17 protein-coding genes and 4 tRNA genes are annotated in these 23,457 nt (G+C 44.2%); 9 read left to right on the top strand and 12 right to left on the bottom strand.

The features are described from left to right. Positions 1 to 10: 10 nt before the first annotated feature. On the bottom strand, positions 11 to 1,246 hold the full coding sequence (locus tag AB4407_RS07405) for a CinA family nicotinamide mononucleotide deamidase-related protein (RefSeq protein ID WP_372119959.1): 1,236 nt from the start codon (positions 1,244 to 1,246) through the stop codon (positions 11 to 13). Positions 1,247 to 1,454: 208 nt separating this feature from the next. On the opposite strand from AB4407_RS07405, the gene AB4407_RS07400 reads away from it, so the two are divergent. The 4 genes from AB4407_RS07400 (at position 1,455) to AB4407_RS07385 (ending at position 5,490) form a co-directional block, all read left to right on the top strand. Further along, positions 1,455 to 2,366, top strand: a complete 912-nt coding sequence (locus AB4407_RS07400; protein ID WP_372119957.1) for a DUF3943 domain-containing protein — start codon at positions 1,455 to 1,457, stop codon at positions 2,364 to 2,366. 252 nt (positions 2,367 to 2,618) lie between these two features. Then, on the top strand, positions 2,619 to 3,131 hold the full coding sequence (locus AB4407_RS07395) for a glycine cleavage system protein R (protein ID WP_372119955.1): 513 nt from the start codon (positions 2,619 to 2,621) through the stop codon (positions 3,129 to 3,131). A gap of 191 nt (positions 3,132 to 3,322) precedes the next feature. Beyond that, positions 3,323 to 4,948 (top strand): DUF1566 domain-containing protein, encoded by a 1,626-nt coding sequence (locus tag AB4407_RS07390; protein ID WP_372119953.1) that lies wholly within the window; start codon positions 3,323 to 3,325, stop codon positions 4,946 to 4,948. After that, positions 4,948 to 5,490: a DUF1566 domain-containing protein gene (locus AB4407_RS07385; RefSeq protein ID WP_372119951.1), complete on the top strand. Its 543-nt coding sequence runs from the start codon at positions 4,948 to 4,950 to the stop codon at positions 5,488 to 5,490. The genes AB4407_RS07390 and AB4407_RS07385 overlap by 1 nt, the downstream gene beginning before the upstream one ends. Before the next feature lie 72 nt (positions 5,491 to 5,562). Here AB4407_RS07385 and nspC read toward each other — a convergent pair whose 3' ends face one another. The 10 genes from nspC to uvrY form a co-directional block, all read right to left on the bottom strand. Continuing rightward, complete coding sequence (gene nspC / locus AB4407_RS07380; protein WP_372119949.1) at positions 5,563 to 6,702, bottom strand: carboxynorspermidine decarboxylase; 1,140 nt, start codon at positions 6,700 to 6,702, stop codon at positions 5,563 to 5,565. Positions 6,703 to 6,901: 199 nt separating this feature from the next. Beyond that, entirely contained in the window at positions 6,902 to 8,155 is a 1,254-nt protein-coding gene (locus AB4407_RS07375) for a carboxynorspermidine synthase (RefSeq protein ID WP_372119947.1), read from the bottom strand. Between the two features lie 8 nt (positions 8,156 to 8,163). After that, the gene (locus AB4407_RS07370; protein WP_372119945.1) at positions 8,164 to 11,103 is read right to left on the bottom strand and encodes a pyridoxal phosphate-dependent class III aminotransferase; all 2,940 of its coding nucleotides are present in this window, start codon (positions 11,101 to 11,103) and stop codon (positions 8,164 to 8,166) included. A 910-nt stretch (positions 11,104 to 12,013) separates the two neighbouring features. After that, positions 12,014 to 12,089: transfer RNA gene (locus AB4407_RS07365), tRNA-Gly, on the bottom strand. Between the two features lie 36 nt (positions 12,090 to 12,125). Next, a tRNA-Leu gene (locus AB4407_RS07360) sits at positions 12,126 to 12,212 on the bottom strand. Between the two features lie 80 nt (positions 12,213 to 12,292). Beyond that, positions 12,293 to 12,368 (bottom strand) — tRNA-Gly (locus AB4407_RS07355). A gap of 37 nt (positions 12,369 to 12,405) precedes the next feature. Continuing rightward, positions 12,406 to 12,479 (bottom strand) — tRNA-Cys (locus AB4407_RS07350). Positions 12,480 to 12,745: 266 nt separating this feature from the next. Beyond that, complete coding sequence (gene pgsA, locus AB4407_RS07345; protein WP_372119943.1) at positions 12,746 to 13,303, bottom strand: CDP-diacylglycerol--glycerol-3-phosphate 3-phosphatidyltransferase; 558 nt, start codon at positions 13,301 to 13,303, stop codon at positions 12,746 to 12,748. Between the two features lie 46 nt (positions 13,304 to 13,349). Beyond that, on the bottom strand, positions 13,350 to 15,182 hold the full coding sequence (uvrC, locus tag AB4407_RS07340; protein ID WP_372119941.1) for an excinuclease ABC subunit UvrC: 1,833 nt from the start codon (positions 15,180 to 15,182) through the stop codon (positions 13,350 to 13,352). Between the two features lie 15 nt (positions 15,183 to 15,197). Beyond that, positions 15,198 to 15,842: a UvrY/SirA/GacA family response regulator transcription factor gene (uvrY, locus tag AB4407_RS07335; RefSeq protein ID WP_004729778.1), complete on the bottom strand. Its 645-nt coding sequence runs from the start codon at positions 15,840 to 15,842 to the stop codon at positions 15,198 to 15,200. Positions 15,843 to 16,639: 797 nt separating this feature from the next. Here uvrY and AB4407_RS07330 point away from each other — a divergent pair. From AB4407_RS07330 to AB4407_RS07320, 3 genes are all read left to right on the top strand, one after another. Then, positions 16,640 to 17,971, top strand: coding sequence for a cytochrome ubiquinol oxidase subunit I (locus AB4407_RS07330; RefSeq protein WP_372119939.1), 1,332 nt, complete (start codon positions 16,640 to 16,642; stop codon positions 17,969 to 17,971). Between the two features lie 2 nt (positions 17,972 to 17,973). Continuing rightward, positions 17,974 to 18,966, top strand: a complete 993-nt coding sequence (locus AB4407_RS07325; protein ID WP_372119937.1) for a cytochrome d ubiquinol oxidase subunit II — start codon at positions 17,974 to 17,976, stop codon at positions 18,964 to 18,966. A 206-nt stretch (positions 18,967 to 19,172) separates the two neighbouring features. Then, a complete protein-coding gene (locus tag AB4407_RS07320; RefSeq protein ID WP_372119935.1) occupies positions 19,173 to 21,536 on the top strand; it encodes a DNA polymerase II in 2,364 nt (787 codons plus the stop codon). 84 nt (positions 21,537 to 21,620) lie between these two features. Here AB4407_RS07320 and AB4407_RS07315 read toward each other — a convergent pair whose 3' ends face one another. After that, the gene (locus AB4407_RS07315; RefSeq protein WP_372119933.1) at positions 21,621 to 22,388 is read right to left on the bottom strand and encodes a nucleotidyltransferase domain-containing protein; all 768 of its coding nucleotides are present in this window, start codon (positions 22,386 to 22,388) and stop codon (positions 21,621 to 21,623) included. A 137-nt stretch (positions 22,389 to 22,525) separates the two neighbouring features. Between AB4407_RS07315 and yeiP the strand changes: the two genes are divergently transcribed. Together yeiP and AB4407_RS07305 are read left to right on the top strand one after the other, a co-directional pair. Continuing rightward, a complete protein-coding gene (yeiP, locus tag AB4407_RS07310; protein ID WP_017055115.1) occupies positions 22,526 to 23,095 on the top strand; it encodes an elongation factor P-like protein YeiP in 570 nt (189 codons plus the stop codon). Between the two features lie 10 nt (positions 23,096 to 23,105). After that, complete coding sequence (locus AB4407_RS07305) at positions 23,106 to 23,435, top strand: HI1450 family dsDNA-mimic protein (protein ID WP_372119931.1); 330 nt, start codon at positions 23,106 to 23,108, stop codon at positions 23,433 to 23,435. Positions 23,436 to 23,457: the final 22 nt, after the last annotated feature.

Here is a 23,457-nt window from a genome sequence, read left to right as displayed (position 1 = left end):
TGACTTGGTTTTATAGTACCGCTTTAGGAATAAACATATCTTTCAATCGCTTAACCGAAGAGTAAGTGCCAAACATCGGTTTGTTGTCTAGATGCCTTCTCAGCATATCGGCGGCAACAGTCTTAATCACGTTACGTTGGTCTTCGCGTGAGTACTGACGATAAAACTCAAGCACCTGTCCCCACTCTCCTGCTTCAGTAGACAATGCGATGCTAAAAGTGTTGCCTTCTAACTTACCAGTAACCAAAGCCAGTTCTGTACCGCACTTCTCTCTTGTCGCACCAGCCAGCGCAAAAGTTGCGGCTAATGGATCACTCTTTTCAAGTTCGCTCTCTTTTGGCTCAGCCATGACCCATGAATGCCCAAAGCAGTCTTCTATCTGCTCATTCAATTGCAACCAAGCCGACAATGCACCTTTGGTCGACACTTCAGATACAGATAACGTCTTCTTTTTTTCCGCCATGATGTGTCCAATATGGTCAATCATTGGCTCATCAACACTTACGACATTGCTCTCTAGCAGTTTGTAAACCATTTGCAGAAGCTTAACGCGAGTTTCTAAGTCTGCCTTAGGACCAAACAGTTTGACCTCAATAAAAGGCAGATAAGAGCGGTAGCCAAGTTCATAGCCTGCTGGAAGCTTAAGCTGGTCTAACACATCTGAGATACCCGACTCAGACAAACCAAACGTAAACAATCGACTGCATTCAGAGGCAACCACTTGAGGATAGGTACGCGACAAGTCAGGAAGAATCTCAAACGTAACCATACGTTTGAATTCACTCGGGACGCCAGGGGTGAAATAGAACGTCGCATCGTTGATTTTCAGCTTAAAGCCACACGCCGTACCCACAGGATTATCAACAATCTCTGAACTCGCAGGTAATAAAGCTTGCTTAAGGTTACTGTCAGGCATCGGCATACCACGTCCAGAGAACATCTCTTCCATACGAGTCAGCCACTCAGGGAACATGACAAGCTTTTGATCTGAGGCTGCAGCTGCAGCGGCCGCACTCATATCATCCGTTGTCGGCCCCAAACCACCATTGACGATAACCACATCATAGTTGAAGCTCAGCATCAGCAGTTCTTCGATCAGAGCATTCATTTGGTCGCCCACAGTTGAACGCTTTGCCAAAGCAAAGCCGTGCTGATAAAACTCAGCAGACATCCAAGCTGCGTTTGTGTCGACAATGTCTCCATGAAGAACTTCTTCACCAGTGCTTAACATTGCGATTTTCGTCATATTTATATCCCTTGTGGCCATTAAAAGACACGGCATTATTTACAAACTAGTCTAAGGTTGAGTTTGAGTCATTCACCTTTTCACAAATATTACTAATACTTAATCTAAGGTTTTCTTAGGAAAAGCAATAAATTATTAGTTCCCTAAACTCAGCATTTAATAGATAATTGTGACTCGGATCAATTATTAACTTCTCATGGAGACCCTTGTGGCCAAATCACCGTTACTAACGAAGGTTACTGCTGCATTTACAATGCTAATGTCAGTTAACTCGGTTGCAAGCCAATACGACTTCGACCAACCAATCAACCTTTCTTATTCGGATGAATGCGCTCAAGATTACTGTGTTAATGAAAGCTTGTACACCTATAAGCCTAGTAACCATTATGCGTTAAGCGAAACAAGCGATCAGTATGATTTAACGATCGAAAAACAACCACTCTACCTTACCGTTAGCGATGGCAAAGATTGGGATTACCTCATGGGCCAAACTTATACCATTCTTGGTTTAAGTGTCGCAACCGTTGGCCTCATGACACTGTTACCTGAAAGTATCACTAAGTGGGATGATGACCAGCGTGATATCAGTGCACTAGGTAAAAAATGGAAAGATAACGTTTCTGAAGGCCCAGTATGGGACCGTGATGAACACTTCCTAAACTACGTAATGCATCCATATTTCGGTGGTGTTTACTACACCGCAGCTCGACATGCTGGTTATGACGAGTTTGAGTCTTTCTTATACTCTTGGACAATGTCGACATTTTTCTGGGAATACGGCGTAGAAGCGTTTGCTGAAGTACCGTCATGGCAAGATATCTTTATTACACCATTCTTTGGGGCTGTTGTCGGTGAAATGATGCTAGAAGCAGAGCAAGACATTGTTGCTTCAGGTGGTGAAGTGATGGGCTCTCAAACCATGGGTGATGTTTCGTTGTTCTTCCTCAACCCTGTTGGCCATATCCACTACTGGGTAAGTGATGCATGGGGTGGCGACGCAGAAGTTAATCTGAACACTAACCCTTGGTGGGATAACAAAGACGCAGCCCGATTCGCTTACGATGCCGGAGCAAGGTACGACTCTCAGTTTGTTGGTATGAACTTCAAAGTCACCTTTTAATTGCTTTGATGTTACTGATTTCTAAGTTAATGCATTCCGAATCACAGCGATAACTCTTCTAAAAAGCGGCTCTCTAGCCGTTTTTTTTGTGCCCTACTCTTCATTCTCTTTTTTTGCATCACAGCTTAGTTTCAAAAATTGACACAGGTCAAACATTGTTCGATGTAACCTTCTACACTGAAATTAAAGAACTTTATCGCGTGATATCAAACATTTAATTAGCAACGATTTATTGAGACTTTGGGGGCTGATATGAACAGTACATTTATCGTAAACTTTATCGGAAAAGCATCACCAGCAACAATCAAACAACTTGCTGCGGTCACTCACGAAAACGACGGGAAATGGCTCATCAGTAAAGTGAATTTTATTGAAGACCAAGTCGCAGGCGTACTCAAGGTTCAACTTCCAGCCATCAACGAATCGATTGTTAAAGAGGCCTTCAGCGCGAATCCTGATCTCATCATGCAGTTTGTCGATTCAGACCATTCACACAATGTACAAGACACAATCCATCACCTAAGACTCGACTCAAACGACCGAGCAGGTATAGTTAATGAAGTGACTCATGTGCTAGATAGACAAGGGATCAGCATTCTCGATATGGACTGTCACCGAGTATTTATCGCAGGTGGCGGTGGTGTAAGCTCAAGCCTATTCACTTCAAAAATCACGGTTAAGCTACCTATCGAAGTTCAAATCGATGATGTGGTTAACGAGCTAGAAACTCTCAGTGAAGATACTCGCGTGATGATTGAGAGTTAATAAGCTTAGCCTCCTGATGGTAAATTCATCATTGGGAGGTTCCCCTCCAGAAAGTCCCCCTCTTACATAACTTACAAATAACCATATAAAAACATCCGAAACGCATAACTTAGCCATATGAATTCAGGCATTCGTATAATATTTTTGTTACCATAGATTATCTTATACAATTTAATGGCTTAGGTTAAAGCATGGAAAGAAACAGGTCGAGTTGGCAGCTCAATACCATCTCAATAATCCTTCTCACAACACTATTCAGTGGCTGTAAAAGCGGTCATGAAAATAATGGTAAAACAACGTCTACTTCGTCATCATCCGCGATTAGCGTTAGTATCCCTAATGATGTTTCATTTTCTGAGCCACAATCAGGGTCGAAGACAGAGTCAATTACCGTTTCTTTTTCCAAAGCCTTAACTCAGGATCTCACCTTGGCAGTGACAACTAAAGATGTCACGACTCGCTCCACGGGTGCATTCAAAAACTACGATGCTATCTCTGCTCAAAACGTCAAAGTTTCGGCAGGTGCAACCAGCGCCGTTCTTCCACTCAACCTCGCCCATAATAATCTATATGAAGGGAACAAGACCTTTCATTACACCATTAGTATTAACGGCAACAATGGAAACTACACACTGTCTAACAAACAAACTACTGTCACCATCAATGATAGTGATGGTGAGCCCACGGTAAGATTTAACAAAGGCTTAAGTACCATTGTAGAGGGCGACAGCGTTATTCAAAAAGTGGAACTCAGCCACTACACCTCTAAAGACGTTACGCTGACACTCGCTCAATCGGGCATCGCTACAGCTAAAGACTTTAGTGTTGATATCGTTGGTTCAAGTATCAATATACCCGCAGAAACGCTATCAACAAGCATCAAGTTTTCTGCGATTGCTGACAGCTTTAATGAAGGTGGAGAATCCGTCATCTACACCATCGCTACCGCAGGAAACGCGGCTATCGATGCTAGTAAAAACACGCTTTCATTCTATATACCTGGGCAGAAAAGCTTCAACGATACGGGTTATGTGACCTATTTCGATGGCACTGCATACGACAGCGTCACTCCTCCAGCGTCACATCCTAATCAAGATGCCGATTTTGGTTTAGATAAAACGGATGGAAGTGAACACGCTGATGGTGCATATGGTTTCCGCTATACCAAGATCGATGCGAACTCTAACCCTGTCAGCTCATCAGCCTCTAGTTGGCGCTGTATAAAAGATGAACGCACTGGGCTATACATCGAGAATAAACAAGCAGCTAAAGCGCTGCCTTCGACAAGCGACATTGAAGCTTGGGTTGAAAAGCATAAGCTAGATGCTAACGCAAACCTTTACCCTTGGGGAGCTGAATCAAGCTCTTGGCGAAGTGCTTCATACACATATACTTGGTATGACTCCGATGCGACCACCAATGGCGGTTATGCCGGTGCACCTAACGAGCTCCTCTATAACGAAGGACCAATATCTTCTCAATGCGCTTACCCGAATGACAAGTCAGGTAACCGTTATTGTAATACCAGTAGCTATATTAATGCCCTAAACAGTTATGCCATCTGTGGTATTACTGATTGGCGTCTGCCCTCTCCTGCTGAGGCGCGTTCATTCATTAACTTCAACGTGGGCAGCAAACCATCAACTAGTGTGGACTTCTTCCCTAACCTAGGGAGCAAGATTTTTACAAAAACAAGCTCAGTAAAACAAAATGGTAGCGTGCGATGCGTTGATACAGCTACAGGAGAGCTAAAGCTTTGTAACAAAAACATTTCAAGCTCAGCAGGTATTGTCGCAGTGAGCGGAGGCTTAGATTAATGAAATTCCATATATGTTTAGCGGCACTGACCGCCTTACTATGCGGTAACGTATTTGCACAAACATGTGTAACGACACAGCCAGCATCGATCAAAGACGGGCAGTTTATCGACCGTAAAGATGGTACATTACTGGACGTTACCACTAATTTACTTTGGTCTAAATGTAACGTAGGTGAAAGCTACAATTCGGCACAAGATAACTGTGAAGGAACAGCGCTGAAATACAAAAATTGGCAAGATGCACTTAATGCAACTAAAGATACAAGCCTAACGACCATTGCGAGTCAAACGGGCTTTCGCTTACCAAATATTAAAGAGCTGAGTTCTATCGTAGAGTATCGCTGTACTAAACCTGCAATTAACCTGACCTATTTCCCAACAACAACCAATGAACCTTACTGGACCAACACGCCAGACGCACACAAAATTAATAGTGCCTATGATGGTTTAATCATTGATTTCGAAGACGCTCTGGAAACGATTACAGTTCCAAGTAACTTTCCTTCCCCTCTTATTAGATTAGTTAAACCATTTAACTAGTTTTGTTCGAAACTGGAAATAAAAAAGAGCAGCTGAATCGCTGCTCTTTTTATTTATATACATATAATTCAATCACTTAACCAACCATCGTGACAATGAACGTTTAAAGTCTTCATAGCCGAATTCATTTAGCTTTTGCACTTCGCCATTGCTGCGCTCACAGTAGATCGATGGCATCTTCAGGCCGTTGAACCAGTTCAGTTTCACCATGGTGTAACCGGCACTGTCTAACAGATGCAGTTTTTGACCAATTTTCAGTGGCTCATCAAAGCTCGCTTCGCAGAACTGATCGCCCGCCAGACATGAACACGAACCAATCACGTAGTCATGACTGCCGTTTTCAGACGCCTCTAATACCGATGCAGGCTCGTTGTAGATAAGCGTGTCAAGGCGGTGCGCCTCGGTAGCTGAATCCACAATCGCCGTTTTCTTCACGTTCTCAACAATATCAACCACTGTCACAACTAAGTCTGTTGTTTTAGTGATAATTGCTTCACCCGGCTCAAGGTACATCTGCACGCCATGCTTTTCAGAGAAGGCTTTTAGAGCAAGACCCAGTTTCTCGATGTCATAACCCGGCCATGTGAAGAACACACCACCGCCCATGCTCACCCAATCCAACTTATCTAGGTCCTCACCAAACTGCTCTGAGATTGAATCAAGCAAACCAATAAATGCATCGACGTCTTTGTTCTCACAGTTCATGTGGAACATCACACCATTAATCTCATCGAAGATCTCTGGCTTGATGTGATCAGCTTGTACGCCCAAACGCGAGAATTGACGTGCTGGGTTTGCCAGATCTTGCCCTGCGTAGCTCACACCTGGATTTAAACGTAAACCCAGCGAAGCCTTACCTTCAACAATATGACGGTAAGCGGCAAGTTGGCTTTGTGAGTTGAAGATCATCTTGTCGCAGATGTCAGCAACTTCTTTCACGTCATCTTCGCTGTAACCCACGCTGTAAGCGTGCGTTTCACCACCAAAGGTTTCGTGGCCAAGCTTGACTTCGTATGGGCCAGAGCTTGTCGTGCCATCGAGGTAAGGTTTGATGATGTCAAACACACCCCATGTCGAAAAACACTTCAGTGCCAATACCAATTTCACACCTGAAATCTCTTTCAGTTGCTTGGCTTTCTCTAGATTCGCAATCAACTTGTCTTCGTTGATCATGAAATATGGGGTTTTCAGTTCTTCTTTCTTAAACGTCATTTTTGTAAACACTCAAGCAGCATCTATAGATGGAAAGGTAAATTAACAATTTTGGTGTGATTTATTTTGATTTTGTCCTGTCCGAGCGCAGTGAGTTACAAAATCAAAATAAATGATACCAAAGCTTCAAGGCTATCATCATCGAAAAGGGAACAATCCATGTCCCCTTTAATTAGCAATCAAAACAAGAAATCAGTTCTTATTTTTTCAGCTCTTGAATCACAGGAAGACCTTGGCCTGCTTCAAGTTCTTGAACATGCCAATCTAGACCGATTTCAGGCATGGTTGCTAGGAACGGGTCTGGGTTTAACTGTTCCATGTTAAACACACCTTTATCAGCCCATTCGCCACGGAAGAACTGAAGTGCAGCAGTAATCGCTGGTACACCGGTTGTGTAAGAGATCGCTTGGTGCTCTACGTCTTCGTAAGCCACTTCGTGGTCTGCGTTATTGTAGATGAATACGCTGCGCTCTTTGCCATCTTTCTTACCTTGAACCCAAGTACCGATACACGTTAAACCCGTGTAACCCGGAGCTAGAGATGTTGGATCTGGTAGTAGAGCTTTAAGAACATGAAGAGGCTGAACTACCGTGCCGTCATGTAGCGTTAGTGGATCAGGGCTAAGAAGACCGATGTCACGCATGCAGTTGAAGTAGTTCAGGTATGCATCACCAAAGCCCATCCAGAATTCGATACGCTTAGCTGGGATGAACTCTTTCATTGAACGCACTTCATCGTGCGCCATTGAATACACTTTGTGAGAACCACAGTTCGGGAATTCAAACTCAAGCATACGAGAGTGACAAGGTACTTGCTTCCACTCTTCATTTTCCCAGTAGAAAGAATCGCCTTGGATCTCAAGCATGTTGGTTTCTGGGTCAAAGTTCGTCGCAAACTTCTTACCGTGGTCGCCTGCGTTTACGTCCATTACGTCGATCGTATCGATCTCATCGAACAAGTGCTTAACCGCGTGCGCTGCAAATACTGAAACCACACCTGGATCGAAACCCGCACCAAGAATACCTGTGATGCCTGCCTCTGCAAACTTCTCACGGTAGCCCCACTGCCAATCGTAAGCTTGTGGTACTTGTTGACCTTCAGAACATAGGTCAACCGCTACCGATGTATCTAAGTAAGATACTCTCGATTGATAACACGCTTCCATGATCGCCATGTTTACCCAAGGAGGACCAGCGTTGATCACTAGATCAGGCTTAACTTCTTTAATCAAAGCAACAAGTGCATCAACATCGTCAGCATTTACTGAACGAGCTTCTAGTTTCTTAGTAGAATCTTTAAGGTTGTTTTTGCCCTTGATAGATTCGATGATTTTTTCACACTTCGCGATTGTGCGAGAAGCGATCGTGATATCACCCAGTACTTCGTTATTTTGTGCTGCTTTGTGTGCAACAACCCAACCAACGCCGCCTGCACCAATTTGTAGAATAGCCATAGTATTAATTACCCTTGTTGTTCTGCTAGCTCAATGGCTAGAGTTTGAATTTTGTTAATTAGAGATTTGAAATCTGATGTCGTTAAGCACGGATTCAAGATAGTGAATTTCAGCGCGCTTTTACCATCAACGACCGTTTCGCCAAGTACTGCAACGCCACGAGTCAGCGCCTCCAGTCTTAACGTCTGATTCAGTTTGTCTAAATCTAGCTCACCGTTTGCTGACGGCTTAGATCGGAACAGCACTGTTGATAGTGAAGGCTCCGCGAGTAGCTCTAAGTCCGCTTGGTTTTGAATCAGGTCTGCCACTTCTAGCGTTTGCTCAAGAAGATGGTCGTACATATCGCCCAGTTGCTTTGGACCGACACTTTGCATCGTCATGAAGACTTTCAACGCATCGAAACGCTTGGTGGTCGCGATAGACTTATCGACTAGATTTGGCAGCTCATCGTGCTCGCGATTCAAGTAATCTGCGTGATGCAGTAAGTACTTGAAGTTCGCTTTGTCTTTGAGAAGCACAGCACCACAACTGATGGTTTGGAAGAACAACTTGTGGAAGTCGACACTCACTGAGTCCGCTTTCTCGATGCCTTGTAAACGAGCTTTATGGCTGCTTAAAATAAGCGCGCCACCGTAAGCACTGTCGACATGGAACCAAAGACCTTGTTGGCTTGCGATGTCTGCAATCGCATCAAGGTCGTCGATAGCACCGTGATCGGTTGTACCTGCTGTACCGACTACAGCAAAAGGAATCAGGCCTTGAGCTTTAAGTGCTTTGATTTCTGCGTCTAATAAATCCGGTTTGATGGTTCCGTTTGCGTTTGTTTCAACGCAGCACACCGCGCTCTCGCCTAAACCAAGTAGTGAAGCGGACTTTTGAACCGTGAAGTGAGATTTCTTTGAGCACAAGATACGCAGCTTGCTCGCGTAATCTGGTAAACCCAGCTTTTGGATTGAGTGACCATCGTGTTTATCAGCAATCCAGTCTCTCGCTAGCAATAAGCCCATTAGGTTACTTTGCGTGCCGCCACTAGTGAAAACACCGTCCGCTTGGTCGCCAAGTTGGTACTTGTCACACATCCAATCCACCACACGCTGCTCAACATAAGTCGCAGCAGACGCTTGGTCCCATGAATCCATTGATTGATTCAACGCCGCGATTATCGATTCCGCCGCTACCGAAGCCATAAGAGGAGGAGTGTGGAGATGTGCAATACAGTCTGGGTGTTGCACGAATATGGAGTTTGCAGCAACAAGGTCTGCAGTGCTATCTACAACATCAACCAAAGCGTGTTGGTTGTTGTCTAGGTCGACAGCTTTGATAGCAGCCTCTAGTACTTTAGGTTCTAGACCTGAGTATGGCGTTTCAACTTGCTCAAAAACCGCTTTCATCGCTTGAGTGGTTTGGTTCATCACGTTAGCGAATTCGTCGCTACCGCCTAAACCTGTCTGGATGAAATGCTTGTTCCATTCTTGGTTTGCTTGTTCGCTTGAAGCTGGGTCTTTTTGTAAACCACCACCTGCTGCGATGATCGCTTCTTCCATGACGCGCAATGCAAAGTCAATCTGCTCAAAAGAGATAATCATTGGTGGAAGGAAACGAATCACAGAACCATCACGACCGCCCTTCTCGACCATCAAACCGCGCTCTAGTGCTGCGCGTTGAATCGCGAGGGTGAGTTCACCGTCTGATTTCGGCTCACCAAATTTGTTAAGCTCGCCATTTGGTTGCTTGATCTCAGCGCCAAGCATTAGACCTTTACCACGAATCTCAGCAATACAGTTAACGCGAGATTGAATCTTCTCAAGCCCATGACGTAAATATTGGCCTGCGATGTTCGCGTGCTCAACCAACCCATCACGTTCGATGATTTCCAACGCCTTAGCGCCAGACACCATAGCCAGTTGGTTACCACGGAAAGTGCCGGTATGCTCACCCGCTTTCCATGTATCAATGCTCTTATCGAATACAAGCAGCGACATAGGCAGTCCACCGCCAATCGCTTTAGACAAGCATAAGATATCAGGATTAACGCCTGACTCTTCAAACGCGAATCGATGACCTGTTTTGCCGACACCACACTGGATTTCATCAAAAATCAGTAGGATTCCGTGTTCATCACAGATGCGTCGTAAACCTTGTAGCCAATACGCCGGAGCCGGAATCACACCGCCCTCTCCTTGCACAGGCTCAACGATCATCGCAGCCGGCTTCATGATGCCAGACTCGTCGTCATTCAACATACGCTCAATGTAACGAATGCTCGCGTTAGCACCTGCTTCACCACCAATGCCAAACGGGCAACGAAGATTGTATGGGAAAGGCATGAAATGTACGTCAGACATTAAGCCGCTACGACGTTCTTTAGTACCAAGGTTACCCATCATGCCCATGGTGCCGTTAGTCATGCCGTGGTAAGCACCACGGAAAGCAAACATGGTGTTACGACCTGTGGTTTGCTTCGCTAGCTTGATTGCCGCTTCAACAGCATCAGCGCCTGACGGGCCACAGAATTGAAGAACCGAGTTATCAGAAAAGTCTTGAGGGAGAAAAGCTTTAACTCGCTTGATAAACGTCTCTTTTGCTTGAGTCGTGATATCAAGAGTTTGGTATGGCAAACCAGAATCGAGTTGGTCTTTAAGTGCTTGGTTAATCTCAGGGTGGTTGTAACCCAAAGAAAGTGTACCTGCACCGGCTAAGCAATCGAGAAACAGTTGGCCACGAGTATCTTCAACTAAAGCGCCACATGCTCGTTTAATAGCAATCGGCAGGCGTCTTGGGTAAGAGCGAACATCCGACTCATGCTGTTCTTGCTCTAGCAAAATAGCGTCAGGTGTTAGGTCGTACGTTCCCTCTAAGATAGGAACCATAGTTGAAAATGAATTTGCGATAGTATTGATATCGACTTCAAAGGCGGTAGTCATAAAAATCCCCTTGAATGTGTTCATACTCACCTCCATCAGACGCAATTACACACCGACCCTCTATTGATTTAGAGAGAGTTCATAGTGAAGCACGCGTATTGTCTAGGAATGAGATATAGCTGTACGCTCGCATAAGTCAAATGACGAATACGAAATTAGGCCGTCTTAAGACAGCGAAAAATTGTTAGCGAAAGCTCAAGGTTCAGTAATGCTACTGTTTTGAAAAATTGGACACTTTTGCAGGATCGGACAGCTATGAGGAGCTGATCCCTTTAGAAATGCAGAGCTGATTAGCAATGTTGTAGTTAATATGTTCAATGTTGGGTTTCCCATTAACATGGCGAACTGCGCCATAAGTATCCCGTCTATCGGCTAAAGGACTAGCCAATACCTACCCTACGTAATGTCCCAATCAGCAAGAATGGTCATCACGCGTATCCCCCAGAAGCAATCACGGCTCTTTTTGAGCATCGGTCATTCCGAGATTGCGCAGGAAAGTAACATAAAGTGAAATGAACGATCAATAGTTTTTAATGATGGCTTGATAAATAACGGAAGTGACGGAAAGATCGTTGAAAATATCATCAATGCGGACTTTCATGACAGAGATCCCCGGTTCGCTCGTTCCTCGCGCCCGAGGATGACGACGTGGGGTTATAAACGTTGCTAGGAAGCTTTGAGGCTTTGAGGCTTTGAGGCTTTGAGGCTTTGAGGCTTTGAGCCATTGTTCCTTTCCGTCATTCCCTAGAGCGAGGGACGAGTTCATAGGGAATCTCGCTTATAAAAGCTTGAGTGATATAAACGAATTTAATCGCGTAGGGTTTAAGATAGAAATGAAGTTTAAGTGCGGGTTCGAACAAGAAGAATATCGATATGGAAACGCTGAACGGCAGAAACCAAAAAGCCCGAACATTTCTGTTCGGGCTTTTTAATTTGGAGCGATACATCGGGTTCGAACCGATGACCTCAACCTTGGCAAGGTTGCGCTCTACCAACTGAGCTAGTATCGCATTTGCTACATCCGTTAAGACGTAGGCTTTAATAGATGGTGCCCCGGGCCGGACTTGAACCGGCACAGCGCGAACGCCGAGGGATTTTAAATCCCTTGTGTCTACCAATTCCACCACCAGGGCACGCAATTCTTTATTGCGATGCCGATTACTGAAAAGTAAAACACCATCTTAATGCTGACGCCAATCAACATTACAAAATTTGGAGCGATACATCGGGTTCGAACCGATGACCTCAACCTTGGCAAGGTTGCGCTCTACCAACTGAGCTAGTATCGCATTTTCATTCATCAGCTTTCTAAAATGAAAGAGAGAATGGAGGCGCCTCCCGGAGTCGAACCGAGGTCCACGGATTTGCAATCCGCTGCATAGCCACTCTGCCAAGGCGCCTTAGTAATTCCAATCTAATCGCTTATTGCCATCCTCTTGGGTACGGGATGCATTCTACGGATTCGAGCGTTTGAGTCAATAATATTTTTGTATTTTTAATTCGTTTGAATAGATTTCATACGAAACAGGCCAAATAGCTGACTTTATGTGCAAAACTGACTGTGAGTAGGTTATTCAAAAGAGAGCTATATCACATTAGATATCCACTATTGATAACTTAACCCTAGGTTAAAGATCAAAAAAGCGAGCCTCAGCTCGCTTCTTCATCAATGATGTTTTTCGTCTAACAAATCGTCTTTGGCGGCCATCAAGTATTGCGCCATAGACCAATAAGTAAGAACGGTGGCAACATAGAGTGCAATATAACCTACCCAAACCATCCAATCGTCATAGCGCCAGATAAGCACCCAAAGAGCAAACATTTGAGAAACGGTTTTCACTTTACCAACCCAAGACACCGCAACACTTGCGCGTTTACCAATTTCAGCCATCCATTCACGAAGCGCTGAAATGATAATCTCACGAGCAATCATAGTTACCGCTGGGATAGTTATCCAGATCGAGTGGTAATGTTCAGTAATCAGGATAAGAGCTGTAGCAACCAGTACTTTGTCGGCTACCGGATCAATGAATGCGCCGAAACGAGAAGTTTGTCCAAGTTTACGAGCTAGCATGCCATCTAGCCAATCTGTAAAACCCGCGACCCAAAACACCATTGCAGCAGCAAAAGGAGCCCATTCATAAGGTAGGTAAAAAACAACAACGAATACTGGGATCAAAAATAGTCTCAGTAAGGACAAAATGTTAGGTATATTCAAACGCATATTATTGGGCTCTTATTAATTGCGCTTTAATGGTGCGGGATTTTTACTATTGTTTCAATGCTTGATAAATGTTTTCTGCCAAAGAATGACTAATGCCCGGCACTTTGGCTATTTCTTCGACAGTTGCACGCTTAAGTTCTTGTAAGCCACCCATATATTTCAACAAAGATTGACGACGTTTCGGTCCTACCCCTTCAATTCCTTCCAAAGCACTGGTTCGACGAGTTTTACCTCGTTTCGCTCTGTGCCCTGCTATCGCGTGATTATGGCTTTCATCACGAATGTGCTGGATAAGGTGCAACGCTGGCGCATCGCTTGGTAAGTTAAATTCCTCACCTTCAAGAGTAACTAAGGTTTCTAAACCCGGCTTACGGGTAACCCCTTTGGCTATCCCCATCATTCTTGGTCGAAAGGGCCAATCACCCCAATATTGAGAAACAATCTCATGAGCGCGGTTGAGCTGACCTTTACCACCATCGATAAAGATGATGTCTGGGATTTTGTCTACATCGAGTTGCTTCGAATATCGTCTCTCAAGCGCCTGAGCCATTGCCGCGTAGTCATCACCACCGGTAATGCCCGTGATATTGTAACGACGGTATTCCGGTTTAACCGGGCCTTCTTGATTAAACACTACACAAGAGGCAATCGTGCTTTCACCCATGGTATGACTGATATCGAAACATTCCATGCGTTTAATCGCATCCATAGACAGCACTTCTTGCAGCTCTTTGAAGCGCTGATTAATCGTCATTTTGTGATTAATCTTGGTGGTTATCGCCGTTAACGCGTTAGTGTTCGACAATTTAAGGTAACGACCACGAGTACCAGAAGGGTTAGTGTTGAAATAGATCTTACGGCCTGCAACTTCACACAAAGCTTCTTGAATCGGAGTGACGTCTTCCATTAAATCCGCGTTCAGAATCAAACGGGTTGGGATGGTTCTCGCTTCATTATGCGCTAGATAATACTGGCTTAAAAAGCTCGAAAATACCTCTTCTCGCACCGTATTGTTTGGAATCTTAGGGAAGTGGCTTCGGCTACCTAAGACTTTGCCTTGGCGAATCATCAAGATATGAATACACGCCACGCCATTCTCTTGAGCAAAGCCCAACACGTCCATATCTTCCATAGAGTCGTCAGATACGTACTGTTGTTCTTGCACACGTCGAATCGCTTGGATTTGATCGCGGAAAGCGGCGGCTTGTTCAAAGCGAAGCTCTCGGCTAGCCGTGTCCATCTTCTCAATGAGCGTCTCTAGCACCAACTTATCTTTCCCTTGCAGGAATAGACGAACATAGTCGATAAGCTCGCTGTACTCTTCATCAGAGATAATCGAGCTAACACATGGCGCAGCACAACGACCAATTTGATACATCAAGCATGGGCGCGTTCTGTTGGCATAAACCGTGTCTTCACACTGACGAGCAGGAAAGATTTTTTGGATTAGGTGTAGCGTCTCACGCACAGCGCCGGAGTCAGGATAAGGACCAAAGTATTCGCCCTTTTTCTTCTTAGCACCACGATGCATCGACAAACGAGGATGCTTGTGACCGCTAATGAAAATATAGGGATACGACTTATCATCACGCAGAAGTACGTTGTATTTCGGTAGGTACTGCTTGATGTAGTTGTGCTCAAGGATAAGAGCTTCTGTTTCCGTATGCGTTACAGTGACATCGATTTTGTCAATATTGCTGACTAGAGCGCGTGTTTTTTCACTGTCGACTTTTTTACGGAAATAGCTGGAAAGGCGTTTTTTGAGGTTCTTAGCTTTACCGACGTAAATAACGACAGCCTCGGCGTTATACATTCGATAAACGCCGGGCTGCTCTGTTACTGTCTTGAGGAATGAGACTGAGTCAAACAAGTTGGTCACTATACGATCTCAGTGTTAAAGGGTCTCAGTGTCTAACATTCCATGTCTAATCGCTAAGTGCGTCAGCTCTACATCGCCACTGATATCCAGCTTACTGAACAAGCGGTAGCGGTAACTGTTGACTGTCTTAGGACTTAGATTGAGTTGTTCTGAAATATCCGTCACTTTCTGACCTTTGGTAATCATCATCATGATTTGAAGTTCACGTTCAGATAAGTCTGCGAATGGATTTTCAGACGCAGGCGAGAATTGGCTCAATGCCATCTGCTGCGCAATTTCTGGCGAAATGTACCGTTGGCCACTATTAACCACTCTAATTGCATTTACCATTTCATCCGGACCTGCCCCTTTCGTAAGGTAACCAGCAGCTCCAGCTTGCATCACTTTAGTTGGAAACGGATTTTCCGTATGAACAGTTAAAACGATGATTTTTACATCAGGGTTGAAACGCAAGATTTTCTTGGTTGCCTCTAAGCCACCAATACCAGGCATATTCATATCCATCAAAATAACGTCAGTATTGTTAGTACGACACCATTTTGCAGCATCTTCACCGCTTTCAGCTTCCCCTGCTACGTTCATTCCACGGACGTCTTCAATAATACGTCGTATCCCTGTGCGAACCAGCTCGTGATCATCTACAAGGAAAACATTTATCAAACTTGTATCTCCACACTATTAATTGGCTCTGCAATCACTGTGTCATTTCATCTGTTTGAAACAATTGAACAAGGAACAGTGAATCGCAGCATTGAATACATCTTAACTTAATTACTAAAAAAAAGCTCTGTTGAATATGTGCTGAAACACGAACTTTAGCAAGTACTTATTAACAAATAAGCCAACTAAAACAACAAGCTTTTTCTAAAAATCAACCAGTTAAAACAATACCCAATAAAATTACACAAGATAAAGATATTTTCAATACCATTGAATAACCATTCATAACAATTTCGCAGTTTTGCTTATAGAGTACCGTTATGGGTAATAACGGGACAGCCTTTGCGTGATTTTGTACTGTCGTTTATCACATTCGAAACCAGATACTAAACAAAGTTAGTGCTTTAAGGCACACCAAAGCCTCCCATGTGTTTCCATCACAAATCAGCGTTTGAGCTCCTTTATTCATACAGCTATTGCAACTCTTAATTCAGAGTTGACCAACCTGATTTCGTAATTTTATTTCACAAATAACGAATTCATAACAAGAATATTCCGAACTGTTTCATCCCAAGCTCAGTTGGTAACCTTTCCTTTCAAAATATAACACTTAACAACAAATCAAGACATATTGAGGCAATTTTTAGCACCTATTGTTCCAGTTAACTTGATATAAATCATGGCCACTGCGGCTTGGATAACTTTTTAGCTCAGCAAGTTAATCCAAACTGCCGATTATTTCGTAATAAGTTTACATAAACTCTATTTACAACATAGCAAATTATTGAGGAACAACGATGTTAGACACCCTCATCCTGTCGCGAATTCAGTTCGCGGCCAATATCAGCTTTCACATTCTTTTTCCTACCATCACGATAGCCCTAGCTTGGATTTTGGTCTTCTTTAAATGGCGCTATAACCGCACTCAAGAGACGGTTTGGTTAGACCTTTACTATTTTTGGGTCAAGATCTTCGCATTAACTTTTGCTTTAGGCGTTGTCTCGGGTATCACCATGAGCTTTCAGTTTGGAACTAACTGGCCGGGCTTTATGGAAAAAGTCGGCAACGTGGCAGGACCTCTTCTAGGTTATGAAGTGATGACAGCATTCTTCATGGAAGCCACATTTCTTGGCGTCATGCTATTTGGACGAGGACGCGTACCTGAATGGTTCCATACATTGGCTACGGTTTTAGTCGCCTTCGGAACCAGTATGTCCGCTTTTTGGATTTTGGTTCTTAATAGCTGGATGCACACACCCAGTGGTTATGAGTTAATTGATGGCATTGTTCATGTGACTAGCTGGACAGACGTAATTTTAAACCCTTCACTTCCTTACCGACTCGCTCATACATTACTCGCTTCATCATTAACAGCAAGCTTTCTAATTGCTGGTATATCTGCTTACCAGGTAATCAAACACCCCTCTCATCGTTCAGCCAAACTCGGTTTAAAAGTCGCTCTATTCACCGCCGCTGGCTTCATTCCTTTACAAATTTTCATTGGCGATTTACATGGCTTGAATACGTTAAAACATCAGCCTGCAAAAGTAGCCGCTATGGAAGGTGTTTGGGATACTCAAAAAGGAGCACCATTACTACTGTTCGCGATCCCGAATGAAGAGACGCGCAGTAACGATTTGGAGTTAGGGATCCCTAAACTGGCAAGCCTGATCCTAACTCATGAAATGGATGGTGAAATTGTTGGACTAAATGCATTTGCCCCAGATCACCCACCAGTTAAACCATTATTTTTTGGTTTCAGAGTGATGGTTGGTGTTGGAGTTATAATGTTACTGGTCAGTTGGTTTGGATCTGCAAGACTCGTTCGAAAAAAATCACTGCCCAAACCTTTCCTATACGGGGTATTAGCAATGACTTTTTCCGGTTGGATCGCGACGTTAGCAGGCTGGTATGTGACAGAGATTGGTAGGCAACCATGGCTAGTGAGTGGCGTCTTAAGAACCTCTGAAGCTGTTACTACTGTCGCCAGTAGCAGCGTCATGATCTCCCTAACGATGTATTTCGTTGTCTACGTTACGTTGTTAGTGGCCTACATTCACACCCTGTTTTATTTAGCCCGCAAAGATATAAGCGCGCATCAAGTAACGCTGACAAAACACGAGGTTTAACCATGCTCGATTATCTACCCGAAATCTATCTTCTATTACTTGGGTTTACTGTTTTTATGTATGCCATTTTAGATGGTTATGACCTTGGTGTTGGCATACTACTACCGAGTGATAATGAAGCTCACCGAGATAGAATGATTGCCTCTATTGGCCCCTTTTGGGACGCCAATGAAACTTGGCTAGTATTGGCGGTCGGAATTTTACTTATCGCCTTTCCGACAGCACACAGTTTGATTCTAACCGAATTATATATGCCAACAGCCATCATGCTTATCGCTTTGATTATGCGAGGTGTCGCGTTCGATTTTCGTGCCAAAGCGAATGCTGATCATAAACCTCGTTGGGATTGGTGCTTTAGAGTCGGATCTTTAGTGACAGCTTTAACTCAAGGTTACATGGTCGGCCGTTACATTATGGGCTTTGAACAAAGCAACGAAGCATTTGGCTTTGCATGGTTAAGTTCTTTCTGTGTTACCGCGGCATATGTTTACATTGGTGGTGCATGGTTGGTGCTAAAAACTGAAGGGGAATTACAAGCCCGATCAGCGCGTTGGTCACGCAGAGCTGGCTGGTTAGCTGCATTGGGGATTTTAGCTGTGAGTGTAGTCAATCCCATCGTAAATCAACAAGTGGCACTGCGTTGGTTTAGCTTTCCAGAAATCTTATTGTTAACCCCTATCCCTTTAGTAGTGTTGGCTACCATCTTTTTAGTCGACCGTTATTTGCGTCAGGTTCCTGTTGTAGATGACCTGGGTGCGCGTTGGCCATTTTTTGGTGTAATAGTTATTTTTGCACTGAGCTTCTTAGGCCTTGCTTACAGCTTTTTTCCAGAAGTCGTTCCGGGGATGATGACTGCGCAAGCGGCCGCCTCTTCTCCTGCAACACTTATGATTGTGGGTTATGGTGTAATAATAGTGATGCCGATGATTTTACTCTACACCTTTGTTGTATATCGTATCTTTAAAGGGAAAGCGACTGAATTAAGTTATAAGTAATTGAATCAAATACACCGCTCAATGAGCGGTGTGTTTGCCATTCAATGTCTCATATTTTGTTGCATAAATGCTTTCTTCACCCTGTAAGGTTACGTCATCACTTCACCTCGTGAATTCAGGTTTATAGTAAACAGGTTAGCCGCCTAGAGTGCGAAAAGGAGCGCCAGATGGTAGAATTCAGCACCCCAGCTAATTAGGTTACTACATTGGATATTCAGCAAGGCTTTGTACTCACAAGACAAGCGCGAGACTTTTCAGGGCGCACACAAATCGACTTGTGGTTAAGCACCCCTAAAGGCCCAACGCTACTGACTATTCAAAACGAAAAGCCTGTGTTTTTTGTTGCTCAATCCGATATCGAAACGTGCCAATCTATTGCCGACAAAGAGGCCATAGATTGTCAGTTTAAGCCTTTAGGGCTGGCGACATTTGACCAAACTCCTCTCGCCGCATGTTACACCTCACTGTCGAGAAGTAGCTTTGGTTTAGCACAAGCCTTTCACAACGAAGAAATCCAAACCTTTGAAAGTGATATTCGACTGGCCGATCGTTTCTTAATGGAGCGCTTTATCAAGGGCAGTATCGAATTCACAGGCGCTATCACTCAAAAAAAACAACACCTCAGAGTTTCGAACGCAAAATGTCGAGCTGGCGATTACTTGCCAAACTTGTCTGTGGTTTCGCTTGATATCGAGTGTTCAGAAAAAGGTGTGCTTTATTCCATCGGTCTAGACAGTCCAATGGACAGCCGAGTGATAATGATTGGCGAACCACAAGAAGCAGACACCAATATCCAATGGGTTACCAATGAGAAAGCGCTGCTTGAAGCTATGATTGCGTGGTTCTCTGAGTTTGACCCAGACATCATCATCGGTTGGAATGTCATTGATTTCGACTTTAGGCTGCTGCACAAACGTTCAGAATGGAACGAAGTGAAACTCAGTATTAGTCGCGACAATCAACCGAGCTTCTTTCGCAGCTCCGCACAAAACCAGCAGGGATTCATTACCATTCCTGGTCGCGTGGTCTTAGATGGTATTGATATGCTTAAAACAGCAACCTACCATTTCCGATCATGGTCTCTTGAGTCCGTGTCACAAGAGTTACTGGGCGAAGGCAAAGACATTCATAATGTTCATGACCGCATGGATGAAATCAATCGAATGTTTAAGTTTGATAAACCTTCACTGGCCAAATACAACCTTCAAGACTGTGTGCTCGTAAACAGAATCTTCGAACACACCCACCTACTCGATTTTGCGATTGAGCGTTCACGACTGACTGGTGTCGAGCTGGATCGTGTTGGCGGTTCTGTTGCTGCATTTACTAATCTATACCTACCACAGATACACAGAGCGGGTTATGTCGCACCTAACTTAGAGCCGGAGAACTGGATTGCAAGCCCTGGTGGTTATGTGATGGATTCGATTCCCAACCTGTACGACTCAGTTTTGGTACTCGATTTTAAAAGCCTATATCCATCGATCATCCGCTCGTTCCTGATTGACCCTATGGGTTTAATCGAAGGGTTGAAGCTGGAACTAGGCCCAGACGAAAACCAAGCGGTTGAGGGTTTTAGAGGTGGTCAATTCCACCGTTCTAAACACTTTCTGCCAGAGATGATCGAAAACCTCTGGGCTGCACGTGACGTAGCTAAGAAGAACAACGAGAAGGCGTTCTCTCAAGCGATTAAGATCATCATGAACTCATTCTATGGGGTGCTAGGTTCGTCTGGTTGTCGTTTCTTCGATACTCGCTTGGCGTCATCGATCACCATGCGTGGGCATGAGATCATGAAGCAAACCAAAGTTCTAATCGAAGACAAAGGCTATCAGGTGATTTATGGCGATACCGATTCAACCTTCGTGTCTCTGAACGGCAGCTATGATCAGCTAAAAGCAGACGAGATCGGGAATGAACTTGTCGCTTACATCAACGATTGGTGGACGAATCACTTAAAAGAAACCTACAACCTAACGTCTATACTCGAATTGGAATACGAGACTCATTATCGCAAGTTTCTTATGCCAACCATTCGAGGTTCAGAAACAGGCTCGAAGAAACGTTATGCCGGCTTAATCAATCAAGGCGACCAAGAGAAGATCATCTTTAAAGGGCTTGAGAGTGCACGAACAGACTGGACACCTCTGGCACAGCAGTTCCAACAAACCCTGTATGAGATGGTGTTTCACGATCAAGACCCAACCGACTACGTGAGACAGTTTGTTGATGAGACTTCAGCGGGTAAACATGACGATTTATTGGTTTATCAGAAGCGTCTACGTCGTAAACTGCATGAGTACCAGAAGAACATTCCGCCGCAGGTTCGCGCAGCGCGTATGGCCGATGAAATCAATACTCAGTTGGGGCGCCCTCTTCAATACCAAAACAAAGGACGTATTGAATATTTGATTACTCTGAGTGGCCCTGAGCCGAAAGAGTATTTAAAGAGTGGTATCGATTATCAGCATTACATCGACAAACAGATTAAGCCAGTCGCTGAAGCTATCTTACCCTTCATCGGGTTAGATTTTGAGAGAGTCAGCGGACAGCAGTTAGGTCTATTTTAAGATTCGTGTCGAGGTTTCATCAAAACAAAAAAGCAGAGGAATGTTCAATTCGCTCTGCTTTTTATATCGATAGATTACAAAGCTCTATCCGATTCGAAACTCTGTTTTCTGATACTGCTTAACCAGCCACTCTCCAAAACCATCCAGAATGCCGATAACCGAACGTTTCGGAATCGCTCTTCCAGAAAGTAAGATGCCCAATCGTTGGATTTCGACTTCTCTATCTGGGTGATACTTCAAGAACTGTTGGCCACATTCGACAGGATCATCAAACCAATATTTGTCACGATACATCACCAAAGAATAACTCGCTCGCAGAAGCTTCTTGGCAATGATCACTTGCGCGGCCACTTGTTGTTCTGGCGTTGTTGCTCGGGCAATCTTGTTGCGATACACCGCTAGCCAGTTTTCCGCATCCATATTCCAGTGCTTGGCAATTTCCCAACTCGTTTCGAAATCGCCGTAGCAGTCTGATAAGTCATCACCATGCACACATACGGCTAAATGCTTGAGCATGAAGCCCCACGTAAAGATGTTGTCGAAATCAACTATCTCGCTTACCAAGGTGGTTTTGATCGCCACTTGGGTGACCTGAGGGAAGCTCTTTTGGAAGCGCCATTTAATGGTATTCAGCAGCGTGGTTCGTTGATCTGGGAAAGGACGATGGGTAACTACAACCACATCTAGATTTGAGCGACCGACGACGGCTTGCTTGCGAGCAACACTGCCATAAATATAGACACTGTGTAGATTAGAACCTAATCCACCTTTTAAGAAGGTAATCAGATCGTTAACCACAGGTTGGAATTCAGGTTGAAAAGGCTGTGTTGGGTCAATAACAGGTAGCTGCATAGGTCGTTTCGGTAAATAAAATCATGATTTAACAGTAACTCTATGATCGCCTAGGTGACTTTATGATTCAAGCTATTCCTATTTATAGCATCTCCGAGATATAATCAGCGGATAGACCCACTAAGGACAAACACAAAATGCCTAGAGCAAGTGAAATTAAAAAAGGTTTTGCTATCACAGTAGAAAGCAAAACAGTGATCGTTAAAGATATCGAAGTAACAACACCAGGCGGCCGTGGCGGCCAAAAGATTTACCGCTTCCGTGGTAACGATGTAGCAACTGGCGTTAAAACTGAAGTTCGCCACAAGGCTGACGAAATTGTTGAAACTATTGACGTAACTAAGCGTGCAGTAATGTTCTCTTACGTTGATGGCAACGAGTACATCTTCATGGACAACGAAGATTACACACAATTCATCTTCAACGGTGAAACAATCGAAGACGAACTGCTGTTCATCAACGAAGAAACTCAAGGCATGTACGCGATTCTTATCGATGGCAACGCTGCAACGCTTGAGCTTCCAACATCTGTTGAGCTAGTTATCGAAGAGACTGATCCTTCAATCAAAGGTGCATCAGCGTCTGCTCGTACTAAGCCTGCTCGTCTGTCTACAGGTCTTACTATTCAAGTACCTGAATACATCGCGACTGGCGACAAAGTAGTAGTAAACACTGCTGAACGTAAATACATGAACCGCGCAAGCTAAGATACTTATTATGACCGAAGCTAACGACCTAATGTCTTATGACGACGCAATTGACACTGCATACGACATATTCCTAGAGATGGCACCTGACAACCTAGAACCTGCAGACGTGATTCTTTTCACAGCTCAGTTTGAAGATCGTGGCGCAGCAGAGCTTGTTGAAACTGGCGATGATTGGGTTAAACATGTTGGCTTTGAAGTCGACAAAGAGATCTACGCTGAAGTGCGCATTGGTCTTGTGAATGAAGCTGATGACGTTCTAGACGACGTATTTGCTCGCATGCTAATCAGCCGTGATCCAGAGCATAAGTTCTGTCACATGCTGTGGAAGCGCGACTAGTACCGCTATTGACACTCATCTG

Origin of the sequence: Vibrio sp. 10N.261.46.E11 (genome assembly GCF_041472735.1) — a bacterium.
Taxonomy (GTDB): domain Bacteria; phylum Pseudomonadota; class Gammaproteobacteria; order Enterobacterales; family Vibrionaceae; genus Vibrio.
This window is presented reverse-complemented; position numbering and strand designations above follow the sequence as displayed.

Coding starts and splice junctions, on each gene's coding strand:
- AB4407_RS07405 (WP_372119959.1), bottom strand. CDS start 1,246: ATGACGAAAATCGCAATGTTAAGCACTGGTGAAGAAGTTCTTCATGGA.
- AB4407_RS07395 (WP_372119955.1), top strand. CDS start 2,619: ATGAACAGTACATTTATCGTAAACTTTATCGGAAAAGCATCACCAGCA.
- AB4407_RS07390 (WP_372119953.1), top strand. CDS start 3,323: ATGGAAAGAAACAGGTCGAGTTGGCAGCTCAATACCATCTCAATAATC.
- AB4407_RS07385 (WP_372119951.1), top strand. CDS start 4,948: ATGAAATTCCATATATGTTTAGCGGCACTGACCGCCTTACTATGCGGT.
- nspC (WP_372119949.1), bottom strand. CDS start 6,702: ATGACGTTTAAGAAAGAAGAACTGAAAACCCCATATTTCATGATCAAC.
- AB4407_RS07375 (WP_372119947.1), bottom strand. CDS start 8,155: ATGGCTATTCTACAAATTGGTGCAGGCGGCGTTGGTTGGGTTGTTGCA.
- AB4407_RS07370 (WP_372119945.1), bottom strand. CDS start 11,103: ATGAACACATTCAAGGGGATTTTTATGACTACCGCCTTTGAAGTCGAT.
- pgsA (WP_372119943.1), bottom strand. CDS start 13,303: ATGCGTTTGAATATACCTAACATTTTGTCCTTACTGAGACTATTTTTG.
- AB4407_RS07330 (WP_372119939.1), top strand. CDS start 16,640: ATGTTAGACACCCTCATCCTGTCGCGAATTCAGTTCGCGGCCAATATC.
- AB4407_RS07325 (WP_372119937.1), top strand. CDS start 17,974: ATGCTCGATTATCTACCCGAAATCTATCTTCTATTACTTGGGTTTACT.
- AB4407_RS07315 (WP_372119933.1), bottom strand. CDS start 22,388: ATGCAGCTACCTGTTATTGACCCAACACAGCCTTTTCAACCTGAATTC.
- yeiP (WP_017055115.1), top strand. CDS start 22,526: ATGCCTAGAGCAAGTGAAATTAAAAAAGGTTTTGCTATCACAGTAGAA.
- AB4407_RS07305 (WP_372119931.1), top strand. CDS start 23,106: ATGACCGAAGCTAACGACCTAATGTCTTATGACGACGCAATTGACACT.